The sequence below is a fragment of the Paracoccus albus genome (assembly GCF_027913035.1).
In the GTDB taxonomy this organism is placed as follows: Bacteria; Pseudomonadota; Alphaproteobacteria; order Rhodobacterales; family Rhodobacteraceae; genus Paracoccus; species Paracoccus albus.
The window spans coordinates 380,465-402,736 of the sequence record NZ_CP115775.1; the positions used below are offsets into that span (position 1 = coordinate 380,465).

At 59.2% G+C, this 22,272-nt stretch carries 23 protein-coding genes; 22 read left to right on the top strand and 1 reads right to left on the bottom strand.

Annotated features, from left to right (window positions below):
• Positions 1 to 6: 6 nt before the first annotated feature.
• From nuoG to trmB, 16 genes are all read left to right on the top strand, one after another.
• On the top strand, positions 7 to 2,031 hold the full coding sequence (gene nuoG, locus PAF20_RS01950) for an NADH-quinone oxidoreductase subunit NuoG (protein WP_271072077.1): 2,025 nt from the start codon (positions 7 to 9) through the stop codon (positions 2,029 to 2,031).
• A gap of 19 nt (positions 2,032 to 2,050) precedes the next feature.
• Positions 2,051 to 2,842 carry a YNQ4 family lipoprotein gene (locus PAF20_RS01955; RefSeq protein ID WP_271072078.1) on the top strand — a complete coding sequence of 264 codons (792 nt, stop codon included), beginning with the start codon at positions 2,051 to 2,053 and terminating at the stop codon, positions 2,840 to 2,842.
• Between the two features lies 1 nt (position 2,843).
• Positions 2,844 to 3,878 carry an NADH-quinone oxidoreductase subunit NuoH gene (gene nuoH, locus PAF20_RS01960; RefSeq protein WP_271072079.1) on the top strand — a complete coding sequence of 345 codons (1,035 nt, stop codon included), beginning with the start codon at positions 2,844 to 2,846 and terminating at the stop codon, positions 3,876 to 3,878.
• Between the two features lie 3 nt (positions 3,879 to 3,881).
• Complete coding sequence (locus tag PAF20_RS01965; protein WP_271072080.1) at positions 3,882 to 4,052, top strand: hypothetical protein; 171 nt, start codon at positions 3,882 to 3,884, stop codon at positions 4,050 to 4,052.
• Between the two features lie 2 nt (positions 4,053 to 4,054).
• Entirely contained in the window at positions 4,055 to 4,546 is a 492-nt protein-coding gene (nuoI, locus tag PAF20_RS01970) for an NADH-quinone oxidoreductase subunit NuoI (RefSeq protein WP_271072081.1), read from the top strand.
• Positions 4,543 to 4,947 carry a carboxymuconolactone decarboxylase family protein gene (locus PAF20_RS01975; RefSeq protein ID WP_271072082.1) on the top strand — a complete coding sequence of 135 codons (405 nt, stop codon included), beginning with the start codon at positions 4,543 to 4,545 and terminating at the stop codon, positions 4,945 to 4,947. The genes nuoI and PAF20_RS01975 overlap by 4 nt, the downstream gene beginning before the upstream one ends.
• Positions 4,944 to 5,546, top strand: a complete 603-nt coding sequence (locus tag PAF20_RS01980; protein ID WP_271072083.1) for an NADH-quinone oxidoreductase subunit J — start codon at positions 4,944 to 4,946, stop codon at positions 5,544 to 5,546. Before PAF20_RS01975 ends, PAF20_RS01980 begins: the two co-directional genes overlap by 4 nt.
• 536 nt (positions 5,547 to 6,082) lie before the next feature.
• A complete protein-coding gene (nuoK, locus tag PAF20_RS01985) occupies positions 6,083 to 6,388 on the top strand; it encodes an NADH-quinone oxidoreductase subunit NuoK (protein ID WP_271072084.1) in 306 nt (101 codons plus the stop codon).
• Positions 6,389 to 6,391: 3 nt separating this feature from the next.
• A complete protein-coding gene (nuoL, locus tag PAF20_RS01990; protein WP_271072085.1) occupies positions 6,392 to 8,545 on the top strand; it encodes an NADH-quinone oxidoreductase subunit L in 2,154 nt (717 codons plus the stop codon).
• A gap of 1 nt (position 8,546) precedes the next feature.
• Positions 8,547 to 10,130 (top strand): NADH-quinone oxidoreductase subunit M, encoded by a 1,584-nt coding sequence (locus PAF20_RS01995; protein WP_271072086.1) that lies wholly within the window; start codon positions 8,547 to 8,549, stop codon positions 10,128 to 10,130.
• 10 nt (positions 10,131 to 10,140) lie between these two features.
• Positions 10,141 to 11,634: an NADH-quinone oxidoreductase subunit NuoN gene (gene nuoN, locus PAF20_RS02000; protein WP_271072087.1), complete on the top strand. Its 1,494-nt coding sequence runs from the start codon at positions 10,141 to 10,143 to the stop codon at positions 11,632 to 11,634.
• A complete protein-coding gene (locus PAF20_RS02005) occupies positions 11,627 to 12,379 on the top strand; it encodes a biotin--[acetyl-CoA-carboxylase] ligase (RefSeq protein ID WP_271072088.1) in 753 nt (250 codons plus the stop codon). The genes nuoN and PAF20_RS02005 overlap by 8 nt, the downstream gene beginning before the upstream one ends.
• A complete protein-coding gene (locus tag PAF20_RS02010; protein WP_271072089.1) occupies positions 12,379 to 13,158 on the top strand; it encodes a type III pantothenate kinase in 780 nt (259 codons plus the stop codon). The genes PAF20_RS02005 and PAF20_RS02010 overlap by 1 nt, the downstream gene beginning before the upstream one ends.
• A complete protein-coding gene (locus PAF20_RS02015) occupies positions 13,151 to 14,824 on the top strand; it encodes a ribonuclease J (protein WP_271072090.1) in 1,674 nt (557 codons plus the stop codon). Before PAF20_RS02010 ends, PAF20_RS02015 begins: the two co-directional genes overlap by 8 nt.
• Before the next feature lie 60 nt (positions 14,825 to 14,884).
• The gene (locus tag PAF20_RS02020; protein WP_271072091.1) at positions 14,885 to 15,676 is read left to right on the top strand and encodes a hypothetical protein; all 792 of its coding nucleotides are present in this window, start codon (positions 14,885 to 14,887) and stop codon (positions 15,674 to 15,676) included.
• A 47-nt stretch (positions 15,677 to 15,723) separates the two neighbouring features.
• On the top strand, positions 15,724 to 16,428 hold the full coding sequence (trmB, locus tag PAF20_RS02025) for a tRNA (guanine(46)-N(7))-methyltransferase TrmB (protein ID WP_271072092.1): 705 nt from the start codon (positions 15,724 to 15,726) through the stop codon (positions 16,426 to 16,428).
• 72 nt (positions 16,429 to 16,500) lie between these two features.
• Here the strand turns inward: trmB and mazG are convergent, their stop codons facing one another.
• Positions 16,501 to 17,337 carry a nucleoside triphosphate pyrophosphohydrolase gene (gene mazG / locus PAF20_RS02030; protein ID WP_271072093.1) on the bottom strand — a complete coding sequence of 279 codons (837 nt, stop codon included), beginning with the start codon at positions 17,335 to 17,337 and terminating at the stop codon, positions 16,501 to 16,503.
• A 186-nt stretch (positions 17,338 to 17,523) separates the two neighbouring features.
• Between mazG and yajC the strand changes: the two genes are divergently transcribed.
• Genes yajC through ccmB form a run of 6 tightly spaced genes read left to right on the top strand, consistent with a single transcriptional unit; the run spans position 17,524 to position 22,208 of the window.
• On the top strand, positions 17,524 to 17,856 hold the full coding sequence (gene yajC, locus PAF20_RS02035; RefSeq protein WP_271072094.1) for a preprotein translocase subunit YajC: 333 nt from the start codon (positions 17,524 to 17,526) through the stop codon (positions 17,854 to 17,856).
• Positions 17,857 to 17,879: 23 nt separating this feature from the next.
• On the top strand, positions 17,880 to 19,544 hold the full coding sequence (gene secD, locus PAF20_RS02040) for a protein translocase subunit SecD (protein ID WP_271072095.1): 1,665 nt from the start codon (positions 17,880 to 17,882) through the stop codon (positions 19,542 to 19,544).
• 1 nt (position 19,545) lies between these two features.
• On the top strand, positions 19,546 to 20,520 hold the full coding sequence (gene secF, locus PAF20_RS02045; RefSeq protein WP_271072096.1) for a protein translocase subunit SecF: 975 nt from the start codon (positions 19,546 to 19,548) through the stop codon (positions 20,518 to 20,520).
• Positions 20,520 to 20,876, top strand: coding sequence for an Mth938-like domain-containing protein (locus PAF20_RS02050; protein ID WP_271072097.1), 357 nt, complete (start codon positions 20,520 to 20,522; stop codon positions 20,874 to 20,876). Before secF ends, PAF20_RS02050 begins: the two co-directional genes overlap by 1 nt.
• Positions 20,873 to 21,505, top strand: coding sequence for a heme ABC exporter ATP-binding protein CcmA (gene ccmA / locus PAF20_RS02055; RefSeq protein ID WP_271072098.1), 633 nt, complete (start codon positions 20,873 to 20,875; stop codon positions 21,503 to 21,505). The genes PAF20_RS02050 and ccmA overlap by 4 nt, the downstream gene beginning before the upstream one ends.
• A gap of 46 nt (positions 21,506 to 21,551) precedes the next feature.
• Positions 21,552 to 22,208, top strand: coding sequence for a heme exporter protein CcmB (gene ccmB, locus PAF20_RS02060; RefSeq protein ID WP_271072099.1), 657 nt, complete (start codon positions 21,552 to 21,554; stop codon positions 22,206 to 22,208).
• Positions 22,209 to 22,272: the final 64 nt, after the last annotated feature.

The window sequence follows — 22,272 nt, forward strand, 5'->3', positions numbered from 1 at the left end:
GTAAAGATGGCAGATCTGCGCACAATCAAGATCGACGGCAAGGAAATCGAGGTCGATCCGAACCTGACCCTGATTCAGGCCTGCGAACAGGCGGGCGTCGAAATTCCGCGCTTCTGCTATCATGAGCGGCTGTCGATTGCCGGGAACTGCCGGATGTGCCTGGTCGAAGTTGTTGGCGGGCCGCCAAAGCCCGCCGCCTCTTGCGCGATGCAGGTCAAGGATTTGCGGCCGGGGCCGGAAGGTGCGCCGTCCGAGGTTCTGACCAACTCTCCGATGGTCAAGAAAGCCCGCGAGGGCGTGATGGAGTTTCTGCTCATCAACCACCCGCTGGATTGTCCGATCTGCGACCAGGGCGGAGAGTGCGATCTTCAGGATCAGGCGATGGCTTACGGCATCGACTTCAGCCGCTACCGCGAACCGAAGCGCGCCAGCGAGGACCTGAACCTCGGCCCGCTGGTCGAAACCCATATGACGCGCTGCATCTCCTGCACGCGCTGCGTCCGCTTCACGACAGAGGTGGCAGGCATCACCCAGATGGGCCAGACGGGCAGGGGCGAGGATAGCGAGATCACCAGCTATCTGAACGAAACGCTGAACTCCAACATGCAGGGCAATATCATCGACCTTTGCCCGGTTGGCGCGCTTGTCTCGAAGCCCTATGCCTTTACCGCTCGCCCGTGGGAGCTGAACAAGACAGAGACCGTCGACGTGATGGACGCGCTTGGCAGCAATATCCGTGTTGATACCAAAGGTCGCGAGGTGATGCGTATCCTGCCGCGCAACAATGACGACGTGAACGAGGAATGGATCAACGACAAGACCCGGTTCGTCTGGGACGGTTTGCGCCGTCAACGATTGGATAAGCCATACGTCCGTGAGAACGGAAAGCTTCGCCCGGCAAGCTGGGCAGAGGCACTATCGGCAGCGGCATCGGCCATGAAAGGCAAGAAGCTTGCAGGGTTGGTCGGTGATCTGGTGCCGGTCGAGGCTGCATTCAGCCTGAAGCAGCTGATCGAAGGTCTTGGTGGCAATGTCGAATGCCGCGTAGACGGTGCGCAGTTGCCGGCTGGTAACCGTTCGGCCTATGTCGGCACGGCCACGATTGCAGATATCGACGATGCAAAGATGATCCAGCTGATCGGCACCAATCCGCGGACTGAAGCCCCTGTGCTTAATGCGCGCATTCGCGCCGCCTGGTCGCGTGGCGCACAAATCGGGCTGATTGGTGCTGCGGTTGATCTGACATATGACTACGCGCATCTCGGCAGTGAGCTTGCAGCGTTGGAGAAGCTGTCGTCTCAGAAGATTTCCGACGAAACGAAGGAAGCGCCGACATTGGTGATTGTCGGACAGGGCGCGATTCAGGGCGAGAACGGCGCGAATGTGCTGGCCCACGCCATGAAACTGGCTGAAAACAGCAACTCCAAGCTTCTTGTTTTGCACACGGCGGCCGGGCGCGTCGGCGCGATGGACGTTGGGGCTGTCACCGAGGGGGGTATGGGCGCGGCACTTGATGGTGCGGATGTGATCTACAACCTCGGCACGGATGAAGTTGAAATTCCGGCCGGCGCGTTCGTCATCTATCAGGGCAGCCACGGCGATCGTGGTGCGCATCGTGCCGATATTATCCTGCCTGCCGCCTGCTATACCGAAGAAAACGCGCTGTTCGTCAACACCGAAGGGCGTCCTCAGCTTGCGATGCGCGCCAATTTCGCGCCCGGCGATGCGCGGGAGAATTGGGCGATCCTGCGGGCGCTGTCAGCCGAGCTTGGCCGGCAACTGCCTTGGGACAGCCTTGCGGCGCTGCGCCGTGCGATGATTGACGCCGTGCCTGTGCTTGGCGCCGTTGATGAGGTGGCCGAAAATGAATGGCAGCCGCTGCCGGTTGAGCCTCTTGGGTCCGGAGAAATCGAGTACGCGATCAGGGATTTTTATCTGACCAATCCGATCTCGCGGTCCTCTCCGCTGATGGCGGAATTGTCGGCAATGGCGGCGGCGCGTGCTGAAGACGAAAAGCTTGCGGCAGAGTAAACGGGGGCCAGTTGGTGACATGCGCCGCAGTCAGATCATCGGGATGGGCGTCATGACGGCGCTGACCGCCATGCTGAGCGCGTGTTCCACCACAACCGATGGTGGGCTGTCGGAGCCGCCTCGCGCGAAGCCCGCGACATTGCCCGTGCGACTGGAAGGACCGACCACCGATACATCCATTCTGGGCGGTGTTTCCACCAAAAGCGGAGAGTTGCTGATTCTTGAAAACGACGGCTCTGTCACGCGCACGCAGGTCGACTCGGCACGCGGTCGTCAGACATTGCGCCAATCGGAAGAGGCCATGTTCAGCCTGACCGATGTATTGGTCGAAGATACAAGCATTCCGTTGGATGAACTGCCAAAGCCGCCGCGGGCGCAGGACATCGCCATCGAAGAATTTGCGTCGCGCCGAAGCTCTGCCCTGCCATCGCGAATTGAGCCGGCTGCGCCCGAGGCATTCAAGGGCGGCACCGTTCAACGTGTCGCGCGCCGGGGGGCGGTTGCGGGTGGCGATATGGTCGCGGTTCAGGTCAGGCTTCAGCAAGGGGTGGACGAAAGCACAGTCTTTGCCTATGCCACCTGCACATTGGCAGCATGGTCAAGATCGACAGATACGCCCTATGCGCGCCATATCCGCACGATTTCCGCCGAAGATGATGGTGATATGGTCGCAGAATCGGTTTTCACCATGTCGAAATCGACGCCTTTGGGCCTGCGGGTAATGGAAAGAGACAAGACTCTGCAGGATTGCAGAGCACACGGTATTCCCGCACGCGTTGCAGCGGTCGGGCCTGTGGAAGGGACGGAATAGAATGGCAGAATTCTGGGCATCCGGATTGGGTCACGCCATCATCCTGCTGGCGCAGGGGCTGGCAATCATCGCCTTTGTGATGATCTCGTTGATCTTCATGGTTTACGGCGACCGCAAGATCTGGGCGGCCGTGCAGTTGCGGCGCGGCCCTAACGTCGTAGGTCCGTGGGGTTTGCTTCAGACCTTTGCCGACGCCTTGAAATACGTGCTGAAAGAGATCGTCGTTCCTGCCGGGGCCGACAAATTCGTCTTCTTCCTGGCACCTTTCCTGTCAATGGTTCTGGCCCTGATCGGCTTCGTTGCCATTCCATTCGGGCCCGGCTGGGTTATGGCCAACATAAATGTCGGCATCCTGTTCATCTTCGCCATGTCCTCGCTTGAGGTTTACGGCGTGATTATGGGCGGCTGGGCGTCCAACTCTAAATATCCGTTCCTTGCTGCCTTGCGCTCTGCCTCTCAGATGATCTCTTACGAGGTGTCGATGGGGCTGATTATCATTGGCATCATCATTTCTGCCGGGTCGATGAACCTTTCGGTGATCGTGGAATCACAGCGTGGGGCAGGGCTGCTGAGCTGGTACTGGCTGCCGCATCTGCCGATGCTGGCGCTGTTCTTCGTGTCGGCACTTGCCGAAACCAACCGCCCGCCCTTCGATCTGGCGGAAGCTGAATCCGAACTGGTCGCAGGTCACATGGTGGAATACGGCTCTACCCCGTATCTGCTGTTCATGGCCGGTGAATATATCGCCATCTTCCTGATGTGTGCCCTGATCTCTATCTTCTTCTTCGGGGGATGGCTGTCACCGATACCCGGCCTGCCGGATGGCGTGCTGTGGATGGTCATCAAGATGTGGTTCTGGTTCTGGATGTTCTCGATGGTGAAGGCTATCGTGCCACGCTATCGCTATGATCAGCTGATGCGCATCGGCTGGAAGGTTTTCCTGCCGCTGTCGCTTGGCTGGGTTGTTTTCGTGGCGATCATGGCGCGCTATGAAGTTCTTGGCGGGTTCTGGGCCCGCGCAGCAGTCGGAGGCTGAGATATGTCGGAGCAAACCATCGCAAATGCACTTGCGAAAGCCAGCGAGACCGACAAAGTGGAATTCGCCCATTATCTGGCCGACCATGCAGGGCTGGATCGTGATTCACAGCATGTCCGCTCGCTGGTCGCCGCATGCGACCGTTTCGTAGCTGAACGTTTGAAGGACCGCTGATCATGGCCCTCGACCTCGCCCGCGCGACCAAATATTTCCTGATGTGGGATTTCATCAAAGGCTTTGGCCTTGGGGTGAAATATTTCTTCGCGCCGAAGGAAACCATCAACTATCCGCACGAAAAAGGCCCGCTGTCCCCGCGCTTCCGCGGGGAGCATGCGCTGCGGCGTTACCCATCAGGGGAAGAGCGCTGCATCGCCTGCAAACTGTGTGAGGCGATCTGCCCGGCGCAGGCCATTACGATTGACGCCGAACCACGCGATGACGGCAGCCGCCGGACGACGCGCTATGATATCGACATGACCAAATGCATCTATTGCGGTTTCTGTCAGGAAGCCTGCCCGGTGGATGCCATTGTCGAAGGGCCGAATTTCGAATTCGCCACCGAAACCCGCGAGGAACTGTTTTTCGACAAGCAGAAACTGCTTGAGAACGGTGACCGCTGGGAGGCAGAGATTGCCCGCAACCTTTATCTGGACGCGCCCTACCGATGAACGATGCTTTCACACGCCTGTTCCAGCAGATGGTCCAATCGGGCCAGGAAATGGCGCGTGCCTATAACCCGGCGCTTGAGCAGGTAGATACGCGGGCCTTCGAAAAGCTGATCCCGACCATGCCTGCCGATGTACTGGAAATGTGGTTTGGTAAGACCTTCAACCGTGAAGGGCTGGACGCAAAGACCCGGCTTTTGCTGACCATCGGTGCGATCACGGTGCAGGGCGCCTTGGCTGAACCGCAATTGCGGCTGACGATCCGTCAGGCGCTTGAGGCTGGTGCGACCAAGCGCGAAATCGCGGAAACTATCTACCAGATGAGCATGTTCGCGGGCTTGCCTGCCATGCAGAAGGCACTGGACATAGCAGCCAGCGTCTATGACGAGGAGGACGAGGCATGATCGCCTTCGCATTCTATTTGTTCGCCGCCATCGCCTGCCTCGCGGGCTTTATGGTCGTCATGTCGAAGAACCCGGTTCATTCGGTGCTCTGGCTGATCCTGACCTTTCTTTGCGCCGCGGGGTTGTTCGTTTTGCAGGGCGCTGAGTTCGTCGCCATGCTGCTGATCATTGTCTATGTCGGCGCGGTTGCGGTGCTTTTCCTGTTCGTGGTCATGATGCTCGACGTTGATTTCGCGGAATTGCGGGGCGAGCTTGCGCGCTTCCTTCCCTTAGGAATCCTGATCGCCGTCGCACTGCTGACCGTGCTGGGGATGAGCTTTGCCGGCTGGCAGACCGCACCGGGTGCCGACGCGCAACTGGCCGCGCCGATCCCGTCCGATATCTCCAACTCCAACGCGATCGGGACAGTGCTGTATGACCGTTACTTCCTGGCGTTTCAGATTTCCGGTTTGATCCTGCTGGTGGCCATGATCGGTGCAATCGTCCTGACGATCCGCCATCGCCGCGACATCAAGCGCCAGAATGTGCTGAAACAGATGTGGACCGATCCGAAGAAGCAGTTGGAGCTGCGCGACGTTAAACCGGGTCAGGGGCTGTGAAGTTCTTCGCGGCCCTATCGGTGGTAGCGGTCGGAGTTTTGCTGCACAGAGCAGAGGGTGATTAAGAAAAGAATCCTCTTTGATGCGTTTCGCGGCGGCGAACTAATATGGCGGAGCAAATTGCGACGTTGCTTTTTGGAGAACCGAGCTCTTGAGGCACCGAGACTACAGCAAAGATGACTGGAAATCCGCAGGTAAGTTGCGGGTGCCAGCTTCACTATTCCGATCTTCTCTGGCAGTAAGCACCTCAAACGCGTGGCGGTTTGTCCGTCTCGCGACTCAATAAGCAAGCGAAAGCGGGGGCAATGGCCTTCACAAGGGACAAGCGAGCGAAAAGATCGGCGTCAGGGGCGGTAAGCATTAAGGCTGACGTCAGGCATGCCGTGCGCGCCCTGTGTCGTGCGCGGAACGATTTCAATATGCTGAACCTGCGGGAAACCGAAGAAACCTGTTCTTGCCGAGCGTATGGCGGCGAGTAGTCAGATAAGAACGACCGGGGCCTGCTGGCGCCAGAACACGAACTGAGGGACGATACGATGATCGGAACGGGGCATTTCTTGGTGGTGGGGGCGATCCTGTTCGTCACCGGCATCTTTGGCATTTTCGTGAACCGAAAGAACGTGATCGTCATCCTGATGTCGATCGAGCTTATGCTGCTGGCGGTCAACGTGAACTTCGTCGCCTTTTCTACACATCTCAACGATCTGGGCGGTCAGGTCTTCACCATGTTCGTGCTGACTGTCGCGGCAGCGGAAGCGGCGATTGGTCTGGCCATCCTTGTGGTGTTCTTCCGCAACCGCGGTACGATTGCCGTGGAAGATGTCAACGTGATGAAGGGCTGAGTCATGGAAAAGTTCATCCTCTTCGGTCCGCTCGTCGGCTCGCTGATTGCGGGTTTTGGTTGGCGCATCATCGGTGAAAAGGCAGCCCAGATCCTGACCACCGGCATCCTTTTCCTCGCCTGTCTGATGTCATGGATCGTCTTCATCGGCTTCGATGGTGTCACGCAGCACATTCCGGTTTTCGACTGGATCGTTTCGGGCGACTTCGTTTCCCGCTGGTCGATCCGTCTGGACCGGCTGACGGCGATCATGCTGATCGTTGTGACAACCGTCTCGGCGCTCGTCCATCTATATTCGATGGGCTATATGGCCCATGACGATAACTGGACCGAGGGCGAGCATTACAAAGCCCGCTTCTTTGCCTATCTGTCCTTCTTCACCTTCGCCATGCTGATGCTGGTGACCGCCGACAACCTGCTGCAGATGTTCTTCGGCTGGGAAGGCGTGGGCGTCGCGTCCTATCTGCTGATCGGTTTCTACTACAAGAAGCCGTCGGCGAACGCTGCCGCGATGAAGGCTTTCATTGTTAACCGGGTAGGGGACTTTGGTTTCCTGCTGGGGATTTTCGCGCTGTGGTGGCTGACCCGCTCGATCTATTTCGACGAGATTTTCGCGCAGGTTCCCGAAGTCGCAGAAACAACGGTCCATTTCCTTTGGACCGACTGGAATGCGGCAAACCTGGTTGGTGTGCTGCTGTTCATCGGCGCGATGGGTAAATCGGCGCAGCTTCTGCTCCACACATGGCTCCCCGACGCGATGGAGGGCCCGACACCTGTTTCGGCGCTGATCCACGCGGCAACGATGGTTACGGCTGGCGTATTCCTCGTCTGCCGCATGTCGCCACTTTACGAATTTGCGCCCTCTGCGTCGCTTTTCATCACGATCATCGGTGCCTGCACAGCGTTCTTCGCGGCAACCGTGGGGCTGGTGCAGAACGACATCAAACGGGTTATCGCCTATTCGACCTGCTCACAGCTGGGCTATATGTTCGTGGCCGCGGGTGTTGGTGTCTATTCAGCCGCCATGTTCCACCTGCTGACCCACGCCTTCTTCAAGGCTATGCTGTTCCTTGGTGCGGGCTCGGTGATTCACGCGATGCATCATGAGCAGGACATGCGCAATTACGGTGCACTGCGCAAAAAAATCCCGCTGACCTTCTGGGCGATGATGATCGGAACGCTGGCTATTACGGGTGTGGGTATTCCGCTGACCCATTTCGGTTTCGCGGGTTTCCTGTCGAAAGACGCCATCATCGAAAGCGCATGGGTCGGCAACGGCTTTGCCTTCTGGGCATTGGTGATCGCGGCCGGGATGACCAGCTTCTATAGTTGGCGCCTGATGTTCATGACTTTCTTTGGCACCGAACGCGGTGACCATCACGCGCATGAGCACGCACATGAATCTCCGCCCGTCATGACGATCCCGCTTGGCGTTCTGGCCATCGGCGCGATTTTCTCGGGCATGGTCTGGTATGGGGACTTCTTCGGCGACCGGATCAATCAGTTCTTCCATATCGGTGGGGCCGAGTCGCATGAAGCGGCTGAGGGCGAGCATGGGGAGGCCGAGCCTGCCGGGCACGCCAGTGACGCACAAGCGGGTGGCGAAGCCGTTGCGACCGAAGCCTCAGCACAAGGCGAACATGCCCCCGCCGCCGCCGCAGAGGCGGAACATGCCGAGGGTGGGCTGAACACCGATGTGCCGGCCCCGGTTGGTGGTGCGATCTACATGCATCCCGACAACCACGTGATCCATGAAGCCCATGAAGCGCCGAAATGGGTCAAGGTTTCGCCCTTCATCGCGATGCTGATCGGTCTGTTCACCGCCTGGATGATGTATATCCGCCATCCCGAAGCCCCGGCGAAGCTGGCCGCAACGCAGCGCCCGCTTTACAACTTCCTGCTCAACAAGTGGTATTTCGACGAGATCTACGACCGTGTTTTCGTCCGGCCCGCCCGCTGGCTGGGTCGCGTACTTTGGACGGAAGGCGATGGCAGGGTTATCGACGGCAGCATCAATGGTGTGACGATGGGGCTTATCCCGCGACTGGCGCGCTTTGCTGGCCGGTTGCAATCGGGCTACATCTTCCATTATGCGCTCGCCATGGTGGCAGGTATCCTTGGCCTGCTGATCTGGGTGATGATGCGCGGGAGCATGTAAGATGACCAATATTCTCTCGATTATCACCTTCCTGCCGATCGTTGCTGCCCTGATCCTTGCAGTTTTTCTGCGTGGCGATGACGAATCCTCGCGGCGCAATGCGAAATGGCTGGCGCTGATCGCCACTTCCGCGACCTTCGTGATCTCGCTTTACGTTCTGTTCGGCTTCGATCCGGCCAATACCGGCTTCCAGTTCGTCGAGGATCGGAACTGGATCATGGGGCTGCGCTACAAGCTGGGCGTTGACGGCATTTCGGTCCTGTTTGTCATGCTGACCACCTTCCTGATGCCGATCACCATCCTGTCGACATGGGAGGTGCAAAGCCGCGTCAAGGAATACATGATTGCCTTTCTTGTACTGGAAGGGCTGATGATCGGCGTGTTTGTCGCGCTCGATCTGGTGCTGTTCTATCTGTTCTTCGAAGCCGGTCTGATCCCGATGTTCCTGATCATCGGGATCTGGGGCGGGCAGAACCGAATCTACGCGGCATTCAAGTTTTTCCTTTATACGTTCCTTGGCTCGGTCCTGATGCTTGTGGCGATGGTCACGATGTATCGCGCCGCCGGCACGACCGATATCGCCCAGCTTCTGGAATTCGATTTCTCGTCCGAGCCGATGCATTTCCTGGGCTGGACGATCTTCGGCGGATTGCAGACGCTGCTGTTTTTGGCCTTCTTCGCAAGCTTTGCGGTCAAAATGCCGATGTGGCCGGTGCATACCTGGCTGCCGGATGCGCACGTTCAGGCCCCCACGGCCGGGTCGGTGGTGCTGGCCGCTGTGCTGTTGAAAATGGGCGGCTACGGCTTCCTGCGCTTTTCGCTGCCAATGTTCCCGGTCGCCTCTGACATCTTTCAGCCGGTGGTGTTCTGGCTGTCAGCCATCGCCATTGTCTATACCTCGCTGGTGGCATTGGCGCAGTCGGACATGAAGAAGCTGATCGCCTATTCTTCCGTAGCGCATATGGGCTACGTAACGATGGGTGCGTTTGCCGCCAATCAGGCAGGCATTAACGGCGCCATTTTCCAGATGCTGTCGCACGGTTTCATTTCCGGGGCGCTGTTCCTGTGTGTTGGCGTGATCTACGACCGGATGCACACACGCGAAATCGACGCCTATGGCGGTCTGGTTAACCGCATGCCGAAATATGCGCTGATTTTCATTTTCTTCACGATGGCCAATGTCGGCGTTCCCGGCACTTCTGGCTTCGTCGGTGAGTTCCTGACACTCCTTGGCACGTTCAGGGCAAACACCTGGGTCGCAACCGTGGCGGCCACTGGCGTTATCCTGTCGGCTGCCTATGCGCTGTGGCTATATCGCCGGGTCACGCTTGGATCGCTGATCAAGGAAAGCCTGAAGACAATCACCGATATGACCCCGCGAGAGCGTTGGATCTTTGTGCCGCTCGTGGTCATGACATTGTGGCTGGGGATTTATCCGCGCGCGGTGATAGACATTACCGGCCCAAGCGTCGAGGCATTGGTGAACAACTACGCTGCCGCGACGGAAGACCTGGCTGCCGATCCTGCTGCGTATCGCATGGTCGAGGCCACACCTGCGGCAGAAGCCGCCACGGCAGAGCACTGAGAGGACCGTCATGACTTCGCTTGATTTCACGATCATCATGCCGGAAATCCTATTGGCGGCTTATGCCATGCTGGCACTGCTCGCCGGGGCCTATTTCGGCAAGGATGCGATTGCGCGGCCCATTCTGTGGGCCACGGTCGCGGTCCTGCTGGCGCTCGCCTTCTATGTAGAGGTCGGCGTCGCGCCCGAGGGCGAAGCCTTCTACGGCATGTTCATCTCTGACGCATTCTCGCGCTTCTCGAAGATCGTCATCCTGCTTTCCGCCGCCGCGGTCGTCGCCATGAGCGCCGATTACATGGAGCGGCGCGGGATGCTGCGTTTCGAATTTCCGATCCTGATCGCCCTGTCCGTGACGGGGATGATGATCATGGTCTCTGCCGGTGATCTGCTGTCGCTTTATCTTGGGCTGGAGCTGCAATCGCTGGCGCTTTATGTGGTGGCGGCAATGCGCCGCGAATCCTCGCGTTCGTCCGAGGCGGGGCTGAAATATTTCGTTCTCGGCTCTCTCAGCTCTGGGATGCTGCTCTATGGTGCGTCGCTGATCTATGGCTTTGCGGGTACAACAAGCTTTGCCGGGATCATCAATGTTGTGCATGGCGGTACGCTGCCTGTTGGGCTGCTGTTCGGTATGGTCTTTGTGATGGTCGGTCTGGCATTCAAGGTTTCGGCGGTTCCGTTCCACATGTGGACGCCGGATGTCTACGAAGGCTCCCCCACGCCGGTGACGGCATTCTTCGCCTCGGCACCCAAGGTTGCCGCGATGGCACTGCTGGCGCGCGTGCTGGTCGATGCGTTTGGTCAGGTGCCGGGCGATTGGGGACAGATCCTTGCGGTGCTGGCGGTACTGTCGATGTTCCTTGGTTCCATCGCCGGCATCCGTCAGACGAATATCAAGCGTCTGATGGCCTATTCCTCGATCGCGCATATGGGCTTTGCGCTGATGGGGCTGGCTGCGGGTACCGCGCTTGGCGTGCAGTCTATGCTGCTTTACATGGCGATTTATGCGGTGATGAATGTTGGCGTTTTTGCATGGATCATGTCGCTGGAGCGGGATGGAGAGCCGGTGACCGATCTGGCCAGCCTGCATCAATTCGCGAATGGAGAGCCGGTGAAGGCCTTTGCCGTGATGATCCTGCTGTTCAGCCTTGCGGGTGTGCCACCGATGCTGGGCTTCTTCGCGAAGCTGGGCGTGCTGAATGCGGCTGTGGATGGCGGTATGACATGGCTGGCGGTTGCGGGCGTTATCGCATCTGTTATCGGCGCGTTCTATTATCTGCGCATCGTCTACTACATGTATTTCGGTACCGATATTGAACCCGTCGGCAGCCGTATGGCACCAGTATCCGTGGTCATGCTTGTGGCTTCGGCAGCAATCGTTCTGCTGGGTGCTATCACCACATTCGGGGTGGATCGTGCGGCTGGCCGTGCGGCTGATGCGCTGATGTTAAGTGAGGGTGTCGTCGTCGAACAAGCGGCTGCGCCCGCTGCGCAACACGGTGGCTGATCAACATCCCTGGCCTGAGGGCGTTGCGCGGCATGTCCTGCCGCGCAGCCCATCCACCAATGCCGAAGCGCTGCGCATGGCCCCGAAGCTTGCCGGCCAGGCATGGATAATCACGCATGACCAGTTTCAGGGACGCGGTCGCCGTGGTCGTGACTGGGCTATGCCGAAAGGGAACTTCGCGGGTTCTCTGGTCTTGCGGCCGAAAGGCGGCGCCTCCAACGCAGCACTTTATAGTTTTGTTGCTGCATTGGCGCTTTATGATGCGCTTGGCCTGGCCGCTGGGCCATCGGCGCGTCTGGCGCTGAAATGGCCGAATGACGTCTTGTTGAACGGTGGCAAGGTCGCCGGAATTCTTTTGGAAAGTACGGGGCAGGGCGGCGAGGTCGCGGCACTCGCCATCGGGATCGGCGTGAACCTTTTTTCGGCCCCTCCGACCGATCCCGAGGCCGCATTTGCGCCGGTGAGCCTGCGCGAGGAAACCGGGATAACGGTCGGTGCAGAAGAGTTTCTCGATTTGCTGGCACCCAGCTTCTCGGCGTGGGAGCGACGCTTCCTGACCGAAGGTTTCGTCCCCATCCGCGATGCTTTTCTTGCCCGCGCCGCACGACTTGGTGAAACGATAAAGGCGCGGACAGGGACGGCTGAATTCGTCGGACGGTTTGACGGGATCGACGAAGCCGGATCGCTTATTCTGAGCACTGCCTCCGGACGCCAACTTATTCCTGCTGCGGATGTATTCTTCTGATGCTGCTTTGTATTGACACCGGAAATACCAACACGGTCTTCTCGATCTGGGATGGCGAAAAGTTTCTGTCGCATTGGCGCATCGCCACCGATCACAAGCGGACCGCGGATGAGTATTATGTCTGGCTGCAGACGCTGATCTCGCTGACCCATTTCGAACTGGATATTGATCGTTGCATTATCTCTTCGACGGTTCCGCGTGTCGTGTTCAATCTGCGCGTGCTTTGTAACCGCTATTTCAACACGCGCCCGCTGGTGGTCGGCAAGCCTGACTGCCTGCTTCCGGCAGAACCCCGTGTCGATTCCGGTGCCACCGTCGGGCCCGACCGAATTGTCAACACATGGGCCGCGCATGAGCGCCTCGGCGGTGATGTGATCGTCGTCGACTTTGGAACCGCCACGACCTTTGACGTCGCGGCGGACGATGGCGCCTATGTCGGCGGTGTGATTGCGCCCGGTGTTAACCTTAGCCTGGAGGCGCTGCATATGGGCGCGGCATCTTTGCCGCATGTTGATGTCACCAAGCCCGCGCGCGTGATCGGCACGAATACGATCGCCTGTATCCAGTCAGGAATCTTTTGGGGCTATATTGGTCTGGTCGAGGGCATCATCGGCCAGATACGCAACGAACAGGACAGGCCGATGAAGGTTATTGCAACCGGCGGCCTTGCTCCGTTGTTTGAACAGGGAACGGATGTTTTCGACAGCATCGAAGACGATCTGACCGTCCACGGGCTGCGGCTCATCTACGATTATAACAAGGAGGCGGGGAATGTCTGACCGGCTGATCTATCTGCCGCTTGGCGGCGCAGGCGAAATTGGCATGAACGCCTATGTCTATGGATATGGGCCAAAAGGTAAGGAACGCCTCATCGTCGTCGATCTGGGTGTAACCTTCGGCGACATGGACACGACACCGGGTGTCGATCTGATTATGGCCGATACGGCGTGGCTGCAGGCCAACAAGGACCGGATCGAGGCGATATTTATCACCCACGCGCATGAGGACCACGTCGGTGCGCTTGGTCTGCTGTGGGACCGCTTGGAAAAGCCGGTTCACTGCCGGAAGTTCACCGGCACGTTGGCGAAGATGAAGCTGGAAGAACGTGGCCTTTCGCCTGATGCCGTGCGCATCCACGAACCACGGCCCGATGTCGTCGAGGCTGGGCCGTTCAAAGTCCAGTTCGTGCCGATCAGCCACTCGATCCCCGAAAGCTCCGCGCTGATCATTGATACGCCTGCCGGTCGGATCGTGCATAGCGGCGATTTCAAACTGGACGGAACGCCGGTTGTCGGCGAAGCCTTCGATCCCATTCTGTGGCACGAGATTGCCGGCGAAGCGGGCGGCATAAAGGTTCTGGCCTGCGATTCCACCAATGTGTTCAACCTGCATCCCGGCCGGTCAGAGGCGCTGCTGGCGAACCCTCTGCTGGACTTCGTTATGGCGCAACCGAATCTCGTCGCTGCGACAACGTTCGCCTCCAATGTCGCGCGCCTGAAATCGCTGGCCGAGGCAGGCGTGGCGGCAGGCCGGAAGATCTGTCTGCTTGGCCGTTCGATGCGCCGGATGACACAGGTTGCGCAGGAAACCGGTGTTGTGTCCGACTTTCCGAACACGATCAGCCCTGAAGAGGCGGCAGAACTGCCCCGAAATGAGGTCATGCTGATCGTCACCGGCAGTCAGGGCGAACGCCGCGCGGCCTCCGCCCAACTCGCGCGCGGTTCCTATCTTGGTATCCGCCTGCAAGAGGGTGACAGCTTCCTGTTCAGCTCCAGCGTCATTCCGGGGAACGAGCGAGGCGTGATCCGCATCATGAACCAGTTTTCTGAAATTGGTGTCGATGTGTTTGACGGGCAGGACGGGACATTCCACGTCTCCGGCCACGCCAACCGGCCCGATCTGGAGGCGGTGCACGATCTGCTGAAGCCTGCAATTCTGCTGCCAATGCATGGCGAACACATGCATTTGCGCGAACACGCGGAAATCGGGCGAGAGAAGGGCATTGCCTCAATCGTCGCGACGAATGGTGCTGTGGTGGATATCACGGGCGACAGGCCCGAGATCGTCGACAACGTCGAAGCGGGACGAATCTATCTTGACGGGTCCGTTCTGATAGGCGCGTTTGACGGCGTGATCCGCGACCGGATCCGCATGGCACTGAACGGTCATGTCACAGTCAGCGTGATCGTTGATGAAGAGGACAATCCCTTCCCGGACGCCTGGGTCGAACCGATGGGCCTGGCAGAACGCGGGCGCTCCAACCAGCCGGTTGCCGAGCAGATCGAGTCTGAACTGGCCGAATTCCTGGAGCGTGCAGATGCCAAGACCGTTGCGGATGACAAAAAGATCGAGGACGCGGTGCGCAAGATTACCCGTCAGGTCACCATGGAAGAAATCGGCAAAAAGCCAGAGGTTACGGTCATCATAAGCCGACTGGCGCCTTGATCGCTGAATGGCGCAGCAGTTAGGCTCGGCAGCCTTAGACACGTCTTGGAGGCGGACGCGATGACTGCGACGGCATATCTGGCGGTCATCGCTCTTGCTCTGACCATGTTCGCCACGGGTCTTGGTCTGCGTGGCAGGGACTTGCAGCGCGTCGCCAAGATGCCCGGTTCAACGGTGCTTGGCCTTGCGCTGCAGTCGCTGCTGATGCCGATTTTCGTTGCGATGCTTGCCAAGGCTATCGTCCCCGCGTCGTCAGAGGGATTTGGCCTCGTCCTTGTTGCTTTGGCACCGGCCACTGTAAGCAGCCATGTTTTCGTAGGGCTTGCAGGCGGGAATTTGGGTCTGGCGCGGACCTTGACGCTGTGTTCGTCCTTCACGTCGCTGATCGCGTTCTTCTCTTTAGGTTTGGATCAGCTCTTCCCGGGGCTGGTGCAACTTATTCTGCTGGCTTATGTGATACCATTGTTGCTGGGGCTTGCATTGCCGCTTTTGCAAGCCAATCTGGCGCAGGCCATGGAGCGCCGGATGATGGTCTACGCCTCTGCGCTGACGGGGCTGACGGTTTTGGCGACGCTGTGGTCATGGTTTGAATGGGGTCACATTTCGCTGTTCTTCCTTTCGCTGACCATCGCATTCTGCTGCGGCCTGTTCGCATGGGGTGCGGGTCGAATGTTGGGTGCCGCGAAGGGCGAGGCGATAGGCTTGTCGCTGCTTATGCAGAACTTTGCGCTTCCTCTTGCAATAACTTGGGTCGCGGACGCGCAGAAAATGACTGTCGCGCCTGCGCTCTACGCCATTGCGATGTATCTGGCATCCTTCGTGCTTATCGCTGTGTGGCGCCGTTTCCGCTGATCTTCGCGGCTTGACGGATGCGACGCGGCTTGCCACATGCTGCGCCCATGTCTGACAAGCCCTTCGATCCGAATCCGACCCACCGCAATTTCTACGGCCGACGCCATGGCAAGACCCTGCGTCGTAGCCAGAAGGGCTATCTGGCCGAGGATCTGGGGCCGTTGCAGCCCACCGGGATTACGCTTCAGGACAACCCTGACCGCACGCCAATCGACCCCGCCGCGATTTTCGGTGACGACCGCCCGATCTGGCTGGAGGTCGGCTTCGGCGGGGGCGAACATATGGTCCATATGGCCGCAACCTATCCGCAGATGGGCATCATCGGGTGTGAACCCTTCATCAACGGCGTGGCCATGCTGGTGGGAAAGATCAAGTCCGCTGGGGTGGAGAATGTCAGCGTGCATCCCGGCGATGCGCGCGATCTGATGGATGTGCTGCCCGATGGCTCGATCTCAAAGGCGTTTCTGAACTATCCCGATCCATGGCCCAAGACACGGCATCATCGCCGGCGTTTTGTCACGCCAGAGCATTTGCTGCCGTTGCACCGGGTCATGGCACCGGGGGCAGAGTTCCGCGTCGCCACGGATATTCCATCATATGTCCGCCAGACGCTGGAAGAGGTGCCGAAAGCAGGTTTCCAACTTGAAAGCCTGCGTGCCGTCGCTTGGCCGGACTGGCTGTCTACCCGCTATGAACAAAAGGCGCTGCGCGAGCAGCGGACACCGACCTATATGTCGTTCAGGCGGGTTTGACGGGCAGTATTAGGCCAAGCGCGACTGCCTTTCCGGTCGGAAAACGCGACGCTTGCTGGAAGATCGCGCGAATCAGGATGCCTCGCGTTCGGCTCGCTTGGCGTCATCCCACAGACCATCCATTTCCGCTAAGTTCGATTCATCCGGGCGTCGGCCCTGCGCTTGAAGCTGCGCCTCGATAAAGCGGAAACGGCGGGTAAATTTGGCATTGGCGCCCCGTAGCGCTTCTTCGGGGTCGATATCCAGATGGCGGGCGAGGTTGGCGACCACGAACAGCAGGTCGCCGAATTCCTCGGTCAGATGGTCGTGATCAGCGCTTTCTCGGGCCTCGACCAATTCGGCAGTTTCCTCGGCAATCTTGTCCAGCACATGTTCCGCGCCCGGCCAATCGAATCCGACGCGGGCGGCGCGGTTTTGCAGCTTCACCGCGCGCGTAAGTGCCGGAAGACCCAGGGCGACCCCGTCCAACACGCCCTTTTCGGCCTTGGCAGCACGCTCGGCCGCTTTGATCGTTTCCCAATCCTTAACCTGCTGGGCCGCTGATTTGTCACGCGATTCGTCGCCAAAGACATGCGGGTGCCGGTCAATCAGCTTGTCAGATATCTTTGCGGCCACGTCTGCAAAGTCGAACATGCCCTTTTCGCTGGCCATCTGAGCGTGAAAAACGACCTGCAACAGCAGATCGCCCAACTCTGCGGGGAATTCGTCCCATGCTTCGCGTGCGATGGCATCGGCCACCTCATAGGCCTCTTCGATTGTGTAGGGAGAGATTGAGGCAAAATCCTGTTCGATGTCCCACGGACATCCCGATTCAGGGTCGCGAAGCGCCGCCATAATGTCGATCAGGCGCGTGATTTCGTCCTGATTCCGGTCGGTTGACCCTTGCTTCAGGGCGGCACTGTCAGACATGGCGATCTCCTTCGCGATCAGGGGTGCCATAGCGGACGGGGCAAGTCCACCATGCACAGCAGCCGCAGATCAAGTAACAGATTTGGCAGCTTTCTTGCCATTGACGCTTGTGAAGATTAGGTTGCGCGGCAATTCAGGGCTTTCTGGCCCCACTCCTTCTGACCTGACCTTCCGAAAGGACCGCCGATGTTCGTTTCTCCTGCCTATGCGCAAGCCGCCGGTGGCGCCGGCGGTGCGGCCGCTATTACGCAGTTTATCCCGCTGATTCTGATCTTCGTGATCATGTATTTCCTGATCCTGCGCCCGCAGCAAAAGCGCATGAAGGAACATAAAAACATGGTTGCGGCGCTGAAGCGGGGCGATCAGGTCATCACCCAGGGGGGGCTGATCGGCAAGGTGACCGATGTCAAGGAAGGTGAAGTCACCGTCGAAATCGCGCAGGGCGTCAAGGTCCGCGTTGTTCGCGCCACGATTTCGCAGGTCCTGAACGCGACCACCCCTGCCGCCGCAAATTCCTGAGGGCTTTTTAAGGCTTTTCCGACATGCTGGATATTCCGCTTTGGAAACGCGTCCTGATTCTGGGCGTGGTGGCAATCGGCCTGATCTGGGCCTTGCCGAACTTCTTCTATGGCCGTGTAGAGGCCCATAACGACGCGGTTGCCGCATCCGAAGCAGCGGGCTTTGTCAGTGATGAACAGCAGGCGGCCATAGATGCATGGCCGAACTGGATGCCGAACGGATTGGTCAACCTTGGTCTCGACCTGCGCGGCGGTGCCCATCTGCTGGCGGAGGTGAACGTTGCGGAAGTCTACAAATCCCGCATGGATGCCCTCTGGCCGGAACTGCGCCGGGTGCTGGCAGAGCAGCGCGACACCATCGGTGCCGTGCGCCGCGTGCCGGGTCCCGAAGACGAGTTGCATGTCGAAATCGAGAATGCAGATCAAATGGCAGCGGCGGTCGCTGCTGCGCGCACTCTTGCGACGCCTGTCGTCTCTCTCAGCGGTGCGGGGCAGAACGATATCGAGATTTCTGCTTCGGGCAATCAGTTGCAGATCAATCTGTCGGATGCCGAAAAAACCGCGACTGATGACCGAACCGTTCAGCAATCGCTGGAAATCGTTCGCCGCCGCGTCGATGAGGTCGGCACACGAGAGCCGACGATCCAGCGTCAGGGTGCGGACCGTATTCTGATTCAGGTGCCGGGCATCGGGTCTGCCGCTGAACTGAAAGAACTGATCGGGACGACCGCGAAGCTGACATTCAACCCCGTGATCAGCCGGACGACGGATGCGAATGCCGCGCCCGGTGTCGGCAATGCGCTTCTGCCCTCGATTGATGAAGAGGGCGTGTTCTACATTGTCGAGGATAGCCCCGTTGTAACAGGTGAAGAGCTGACGAATGCCCAACCCGGCTTCGACCAGAACAGCCAGCCTGCGGTGAACTTCAACTTCAACCCGTCGGGCGCACGCAAATTCGGCGCATACACCGCCGCCAATATCGGCCAGCCCTTCGCGATTGTGCTGGATGATGAGGTGATCTCTGCCCCGGTCATCCGTGACGCGATCACGACCGGTGCTGGCCAGATTTCCGGTTCCATGGATGTCGCCAGTTCCACCCAGCTTGCGGTCCTGCTGCGCGCCGGTGCGCTTCCGGCGGAACTCACGTTTCTTGAGGAACGCACCATCGGACCGGAACTGGGACAGGACAGCATCGATGCGGGCAAGGTTGCCTCTGCGGTGGGCTTTGTCGCTGTCATCGTGTTGATGATTGCCAGCTATAGGCTGTTCGGCGTGTTTGCCGCGATTGCGCTGACGCTGAATATCGGGCTGATCTTTGGTATCCTGTCCCTGATCGGCGCCACGCTGACGCTGCCTGGTATCGCCGGTATTGTGTTGACCATCGGTATGGCGGTTGATGCCAATGTTCTGGTTTTCGAACGTATCCGCGAAGAGCTGAAGCGTGCCAAAGGACCGGCACGGGCGATCGAGCAGGGCTACCGTCACGCGATGTCGGCCATTGTCGATGCCAACGTGACCACTCTGATTATCGCGGCGATCCTGTTTATGATGGGCTCTGGCCCGGTCAAGGGCTTTGCCGTCACGCTGGCCATCGGTATCGTGACATCCGTCTTTACGGCGCTTTGGGTGACGCGTCTGATGATGGTGATCTGGTTTGATCGCGCTCGCCCCAAGACGATAGAGGTTTGATATGGCTTGGCGACTGAAACTCGTACCTGACGAGACGAAGATCGATTTCTTCCGGTTGCAGACCTATACCTTCGGTCTGTCGGGGATTCTGGTCGTGGCTTCGCTGATTTGCCTGTTCGTGATGGGTTTGAACTTCGGCATCGATTTCCGTGGTGGAACAACCATCCGGACCGAGGCGACGCAGCCTGTCGATGTCGGTGCCTATCGCGATGCAATTGCGCCGCTGAATCTTGGCGATGTTGCAATCAGCGAAGTTTTCGATCCGACCTTCGGGCCGGAAGAACATGTGGCCCAGATCCGCATTCAGGCGCAGGAAGGGTCAGAATCCGTCAGCCCTGAAACCATCACCCGGGTCGAAGCTGCGCTGCAACAAGTCGATCCGACCCTGACCTTTCCTTCCGTCGAATCTGTGGGCCCCAAGGTTTCAGGCGAATTGATCCAAACCGCCATCAACGCGGTTCTGGCGTCTTTGCTGGCGATCTCGGCTTACATTTGGCTGCGGTTCGAATGGCAGTTTGCCGTTGGGGCTTTCGTGTCGCTTATCCACGACGTCGTCATAACATTGGGCGTGTTCAGCCTGTTTCAGATCAAGTTCGACCTGACGATTATCGCAGCGCTGCTGACCATTCTGGGTTACTCGATCAACGATACCGTGGTTGTCTTTGACCGCTTGCGGGAAAACCTGATCAAGTTCAAATCAATGGCCCTGCGCGATGTGATGAACCTGTCGGTCAACGAAACCCTCAGCCGGACCGTGATGACCTCTGGCACGACGCTTGTGGCGCTGATTGCGCTGCTGGTGCTGGGCGGTGACGTGATCCGCGGCTTCGTTTTTGCGATCACCTTCGGGATCATTATCGGGACCTACTCGTCGATTTATGTCGCGAAGAACATTGTGCTGTGGCTTGGCGTGAAGCGCGACTGGTCCAAGCCCGATCCCGAAAAACTGCCCGATCAGTTCCGGGAATCGCCCTGATGAAACTGACCGAGGTTCAGTTCCCGTCCGGCGCAAAGCCTATCGACGGTTACGGACCCGGCTTCTTCCGCGTGGGCGGTACGGTGCATCAGGGTGGTATCGTCGCATCGCCAAGCGGTGTTGCTGGCTGGTCGGGACTGGATGATCGTGCGCCGCTGAAATCGCTTTCGGGGCAGGTCGATGTTCTGCTGCTGGGCATGGGCGCGGATATCGCGATCCCGCCGCGCGATCTGCTGGACGCGTTACAGCAGGATGGCCTGATGGCCGAGGCCATGTCATCTCCCTCAGCCGCACGCAGCTATAACGTCCTGTTGGCAGAGGGGCGGCGCGTCGCCTGTGCGCTGCTGCCCTTATGAGTTTGCTCTCGGTCCAAGAACTCGCCGTAGCGCGCGGCGGGTTGTGGGCGGTCGAGGGTGTTTCCTTTTCAATTAATCCGGGAAGAGCGCTGATCCTGCGTGGTCCCAACGGTATCGGCAAAACGACACTGTTGCGCTGCGTCGCGGGGCTGCAACCGTCGGTCGCCGGGCGAATAGCGTGTGAAGCAGAGAGCATCGCCTATGCGGCCCATGCGGACGGTCTGAAAGCTGCGCTGACGGTGTCGGCCAACCTGCGTTTCTGGGCCGACATCTTCGGCCAGCCGGACATCGCACCCGCCCTGACAGCGATGAATCTGCGCGATCTGGCAGGGCGCGCGGCGGGCAGCCTTTCGGCGGGACAGAAACGGCGGCTTGGGCTCGCGCGGCTTCTTGTCACGGGCCGCCCGATCTGGGTTCTGGATGAACCGACGGTTTCGCTGGATGCGGATTCTGTCGCGCTGTTCGTGGCTGCGGTTCGCCATCATCTGAAAGGCGGGGGCGCAGCGCTGATCGCGACGCATATCGACCTGCATCTGCCAGAGGCGGATGTTCTCGATCTGACGCCATACCGCGCAAAAGCCGATACGCCGCGCGCCATTTCTGCCGGCTTCAATGAGGCTTTTGCGTGACACAGGCCTCATTTGAACCTGTGCCGCGCCGCCGAAGGAGAGCATCGTGATCGCCCTGCTGATGCGCGATCTCACGCTTGCAACACGTGCTGGCGGTGGCTTTGGCCTCGGTCTCGGCTTTTTCCTGATCCTCTGCACGTTGGTGCCCTTCGGCGTCGGCCCCGAAGGCGAAACCCTGTCAAGGATCGCGCCCGGCATTCTTTGGGTCGGTGCCCTGCTGGCCTGCCTGCTGTCGCTCGACCGTATATTCGCATTGGATTACGAAGACGGCTCTCTCGATCTTCTGGCAACGGCGCCGATCCCGCTGGAGGGGGCAGTGCTGGCCAAAGCCGCCGCGCATTGGATAACGTCGGCCCTTCCTCTGGTCGTGGCCGCGCCACTGTTCGGCCTCCTGCTTCAATTGCCGCGGCAAGCCGTCATTCCGCTGCTGCTGTCGCTGCTGATCGGCACACCGGCGCTGTCGATGCTCGGCGCTTTTGGCGCTGCCCTGACCGTCGGTCTGCGCCGGGGCGGCCTGCTGCTGTCGCTGCTGGTCCTGCCACTTTATGTCCCGACGCTGATTTTCGGGGCAGAGGCAACGCGGCGCGGTGCATCGGGGATGGAATTTACGACGCCGCTGATTTTCCTTGCCGCGATCACTTTGCTGACGCTGGCGCTGATCCCCTTCGCCGCGGCTGCGGCATTACGTATCAACCTGCGGTAAAGACTCCGCCAGCTAAAGCGGGTAAAGACTTCACCCGGACCCCGCCACGCGCTAGGAAACGCCC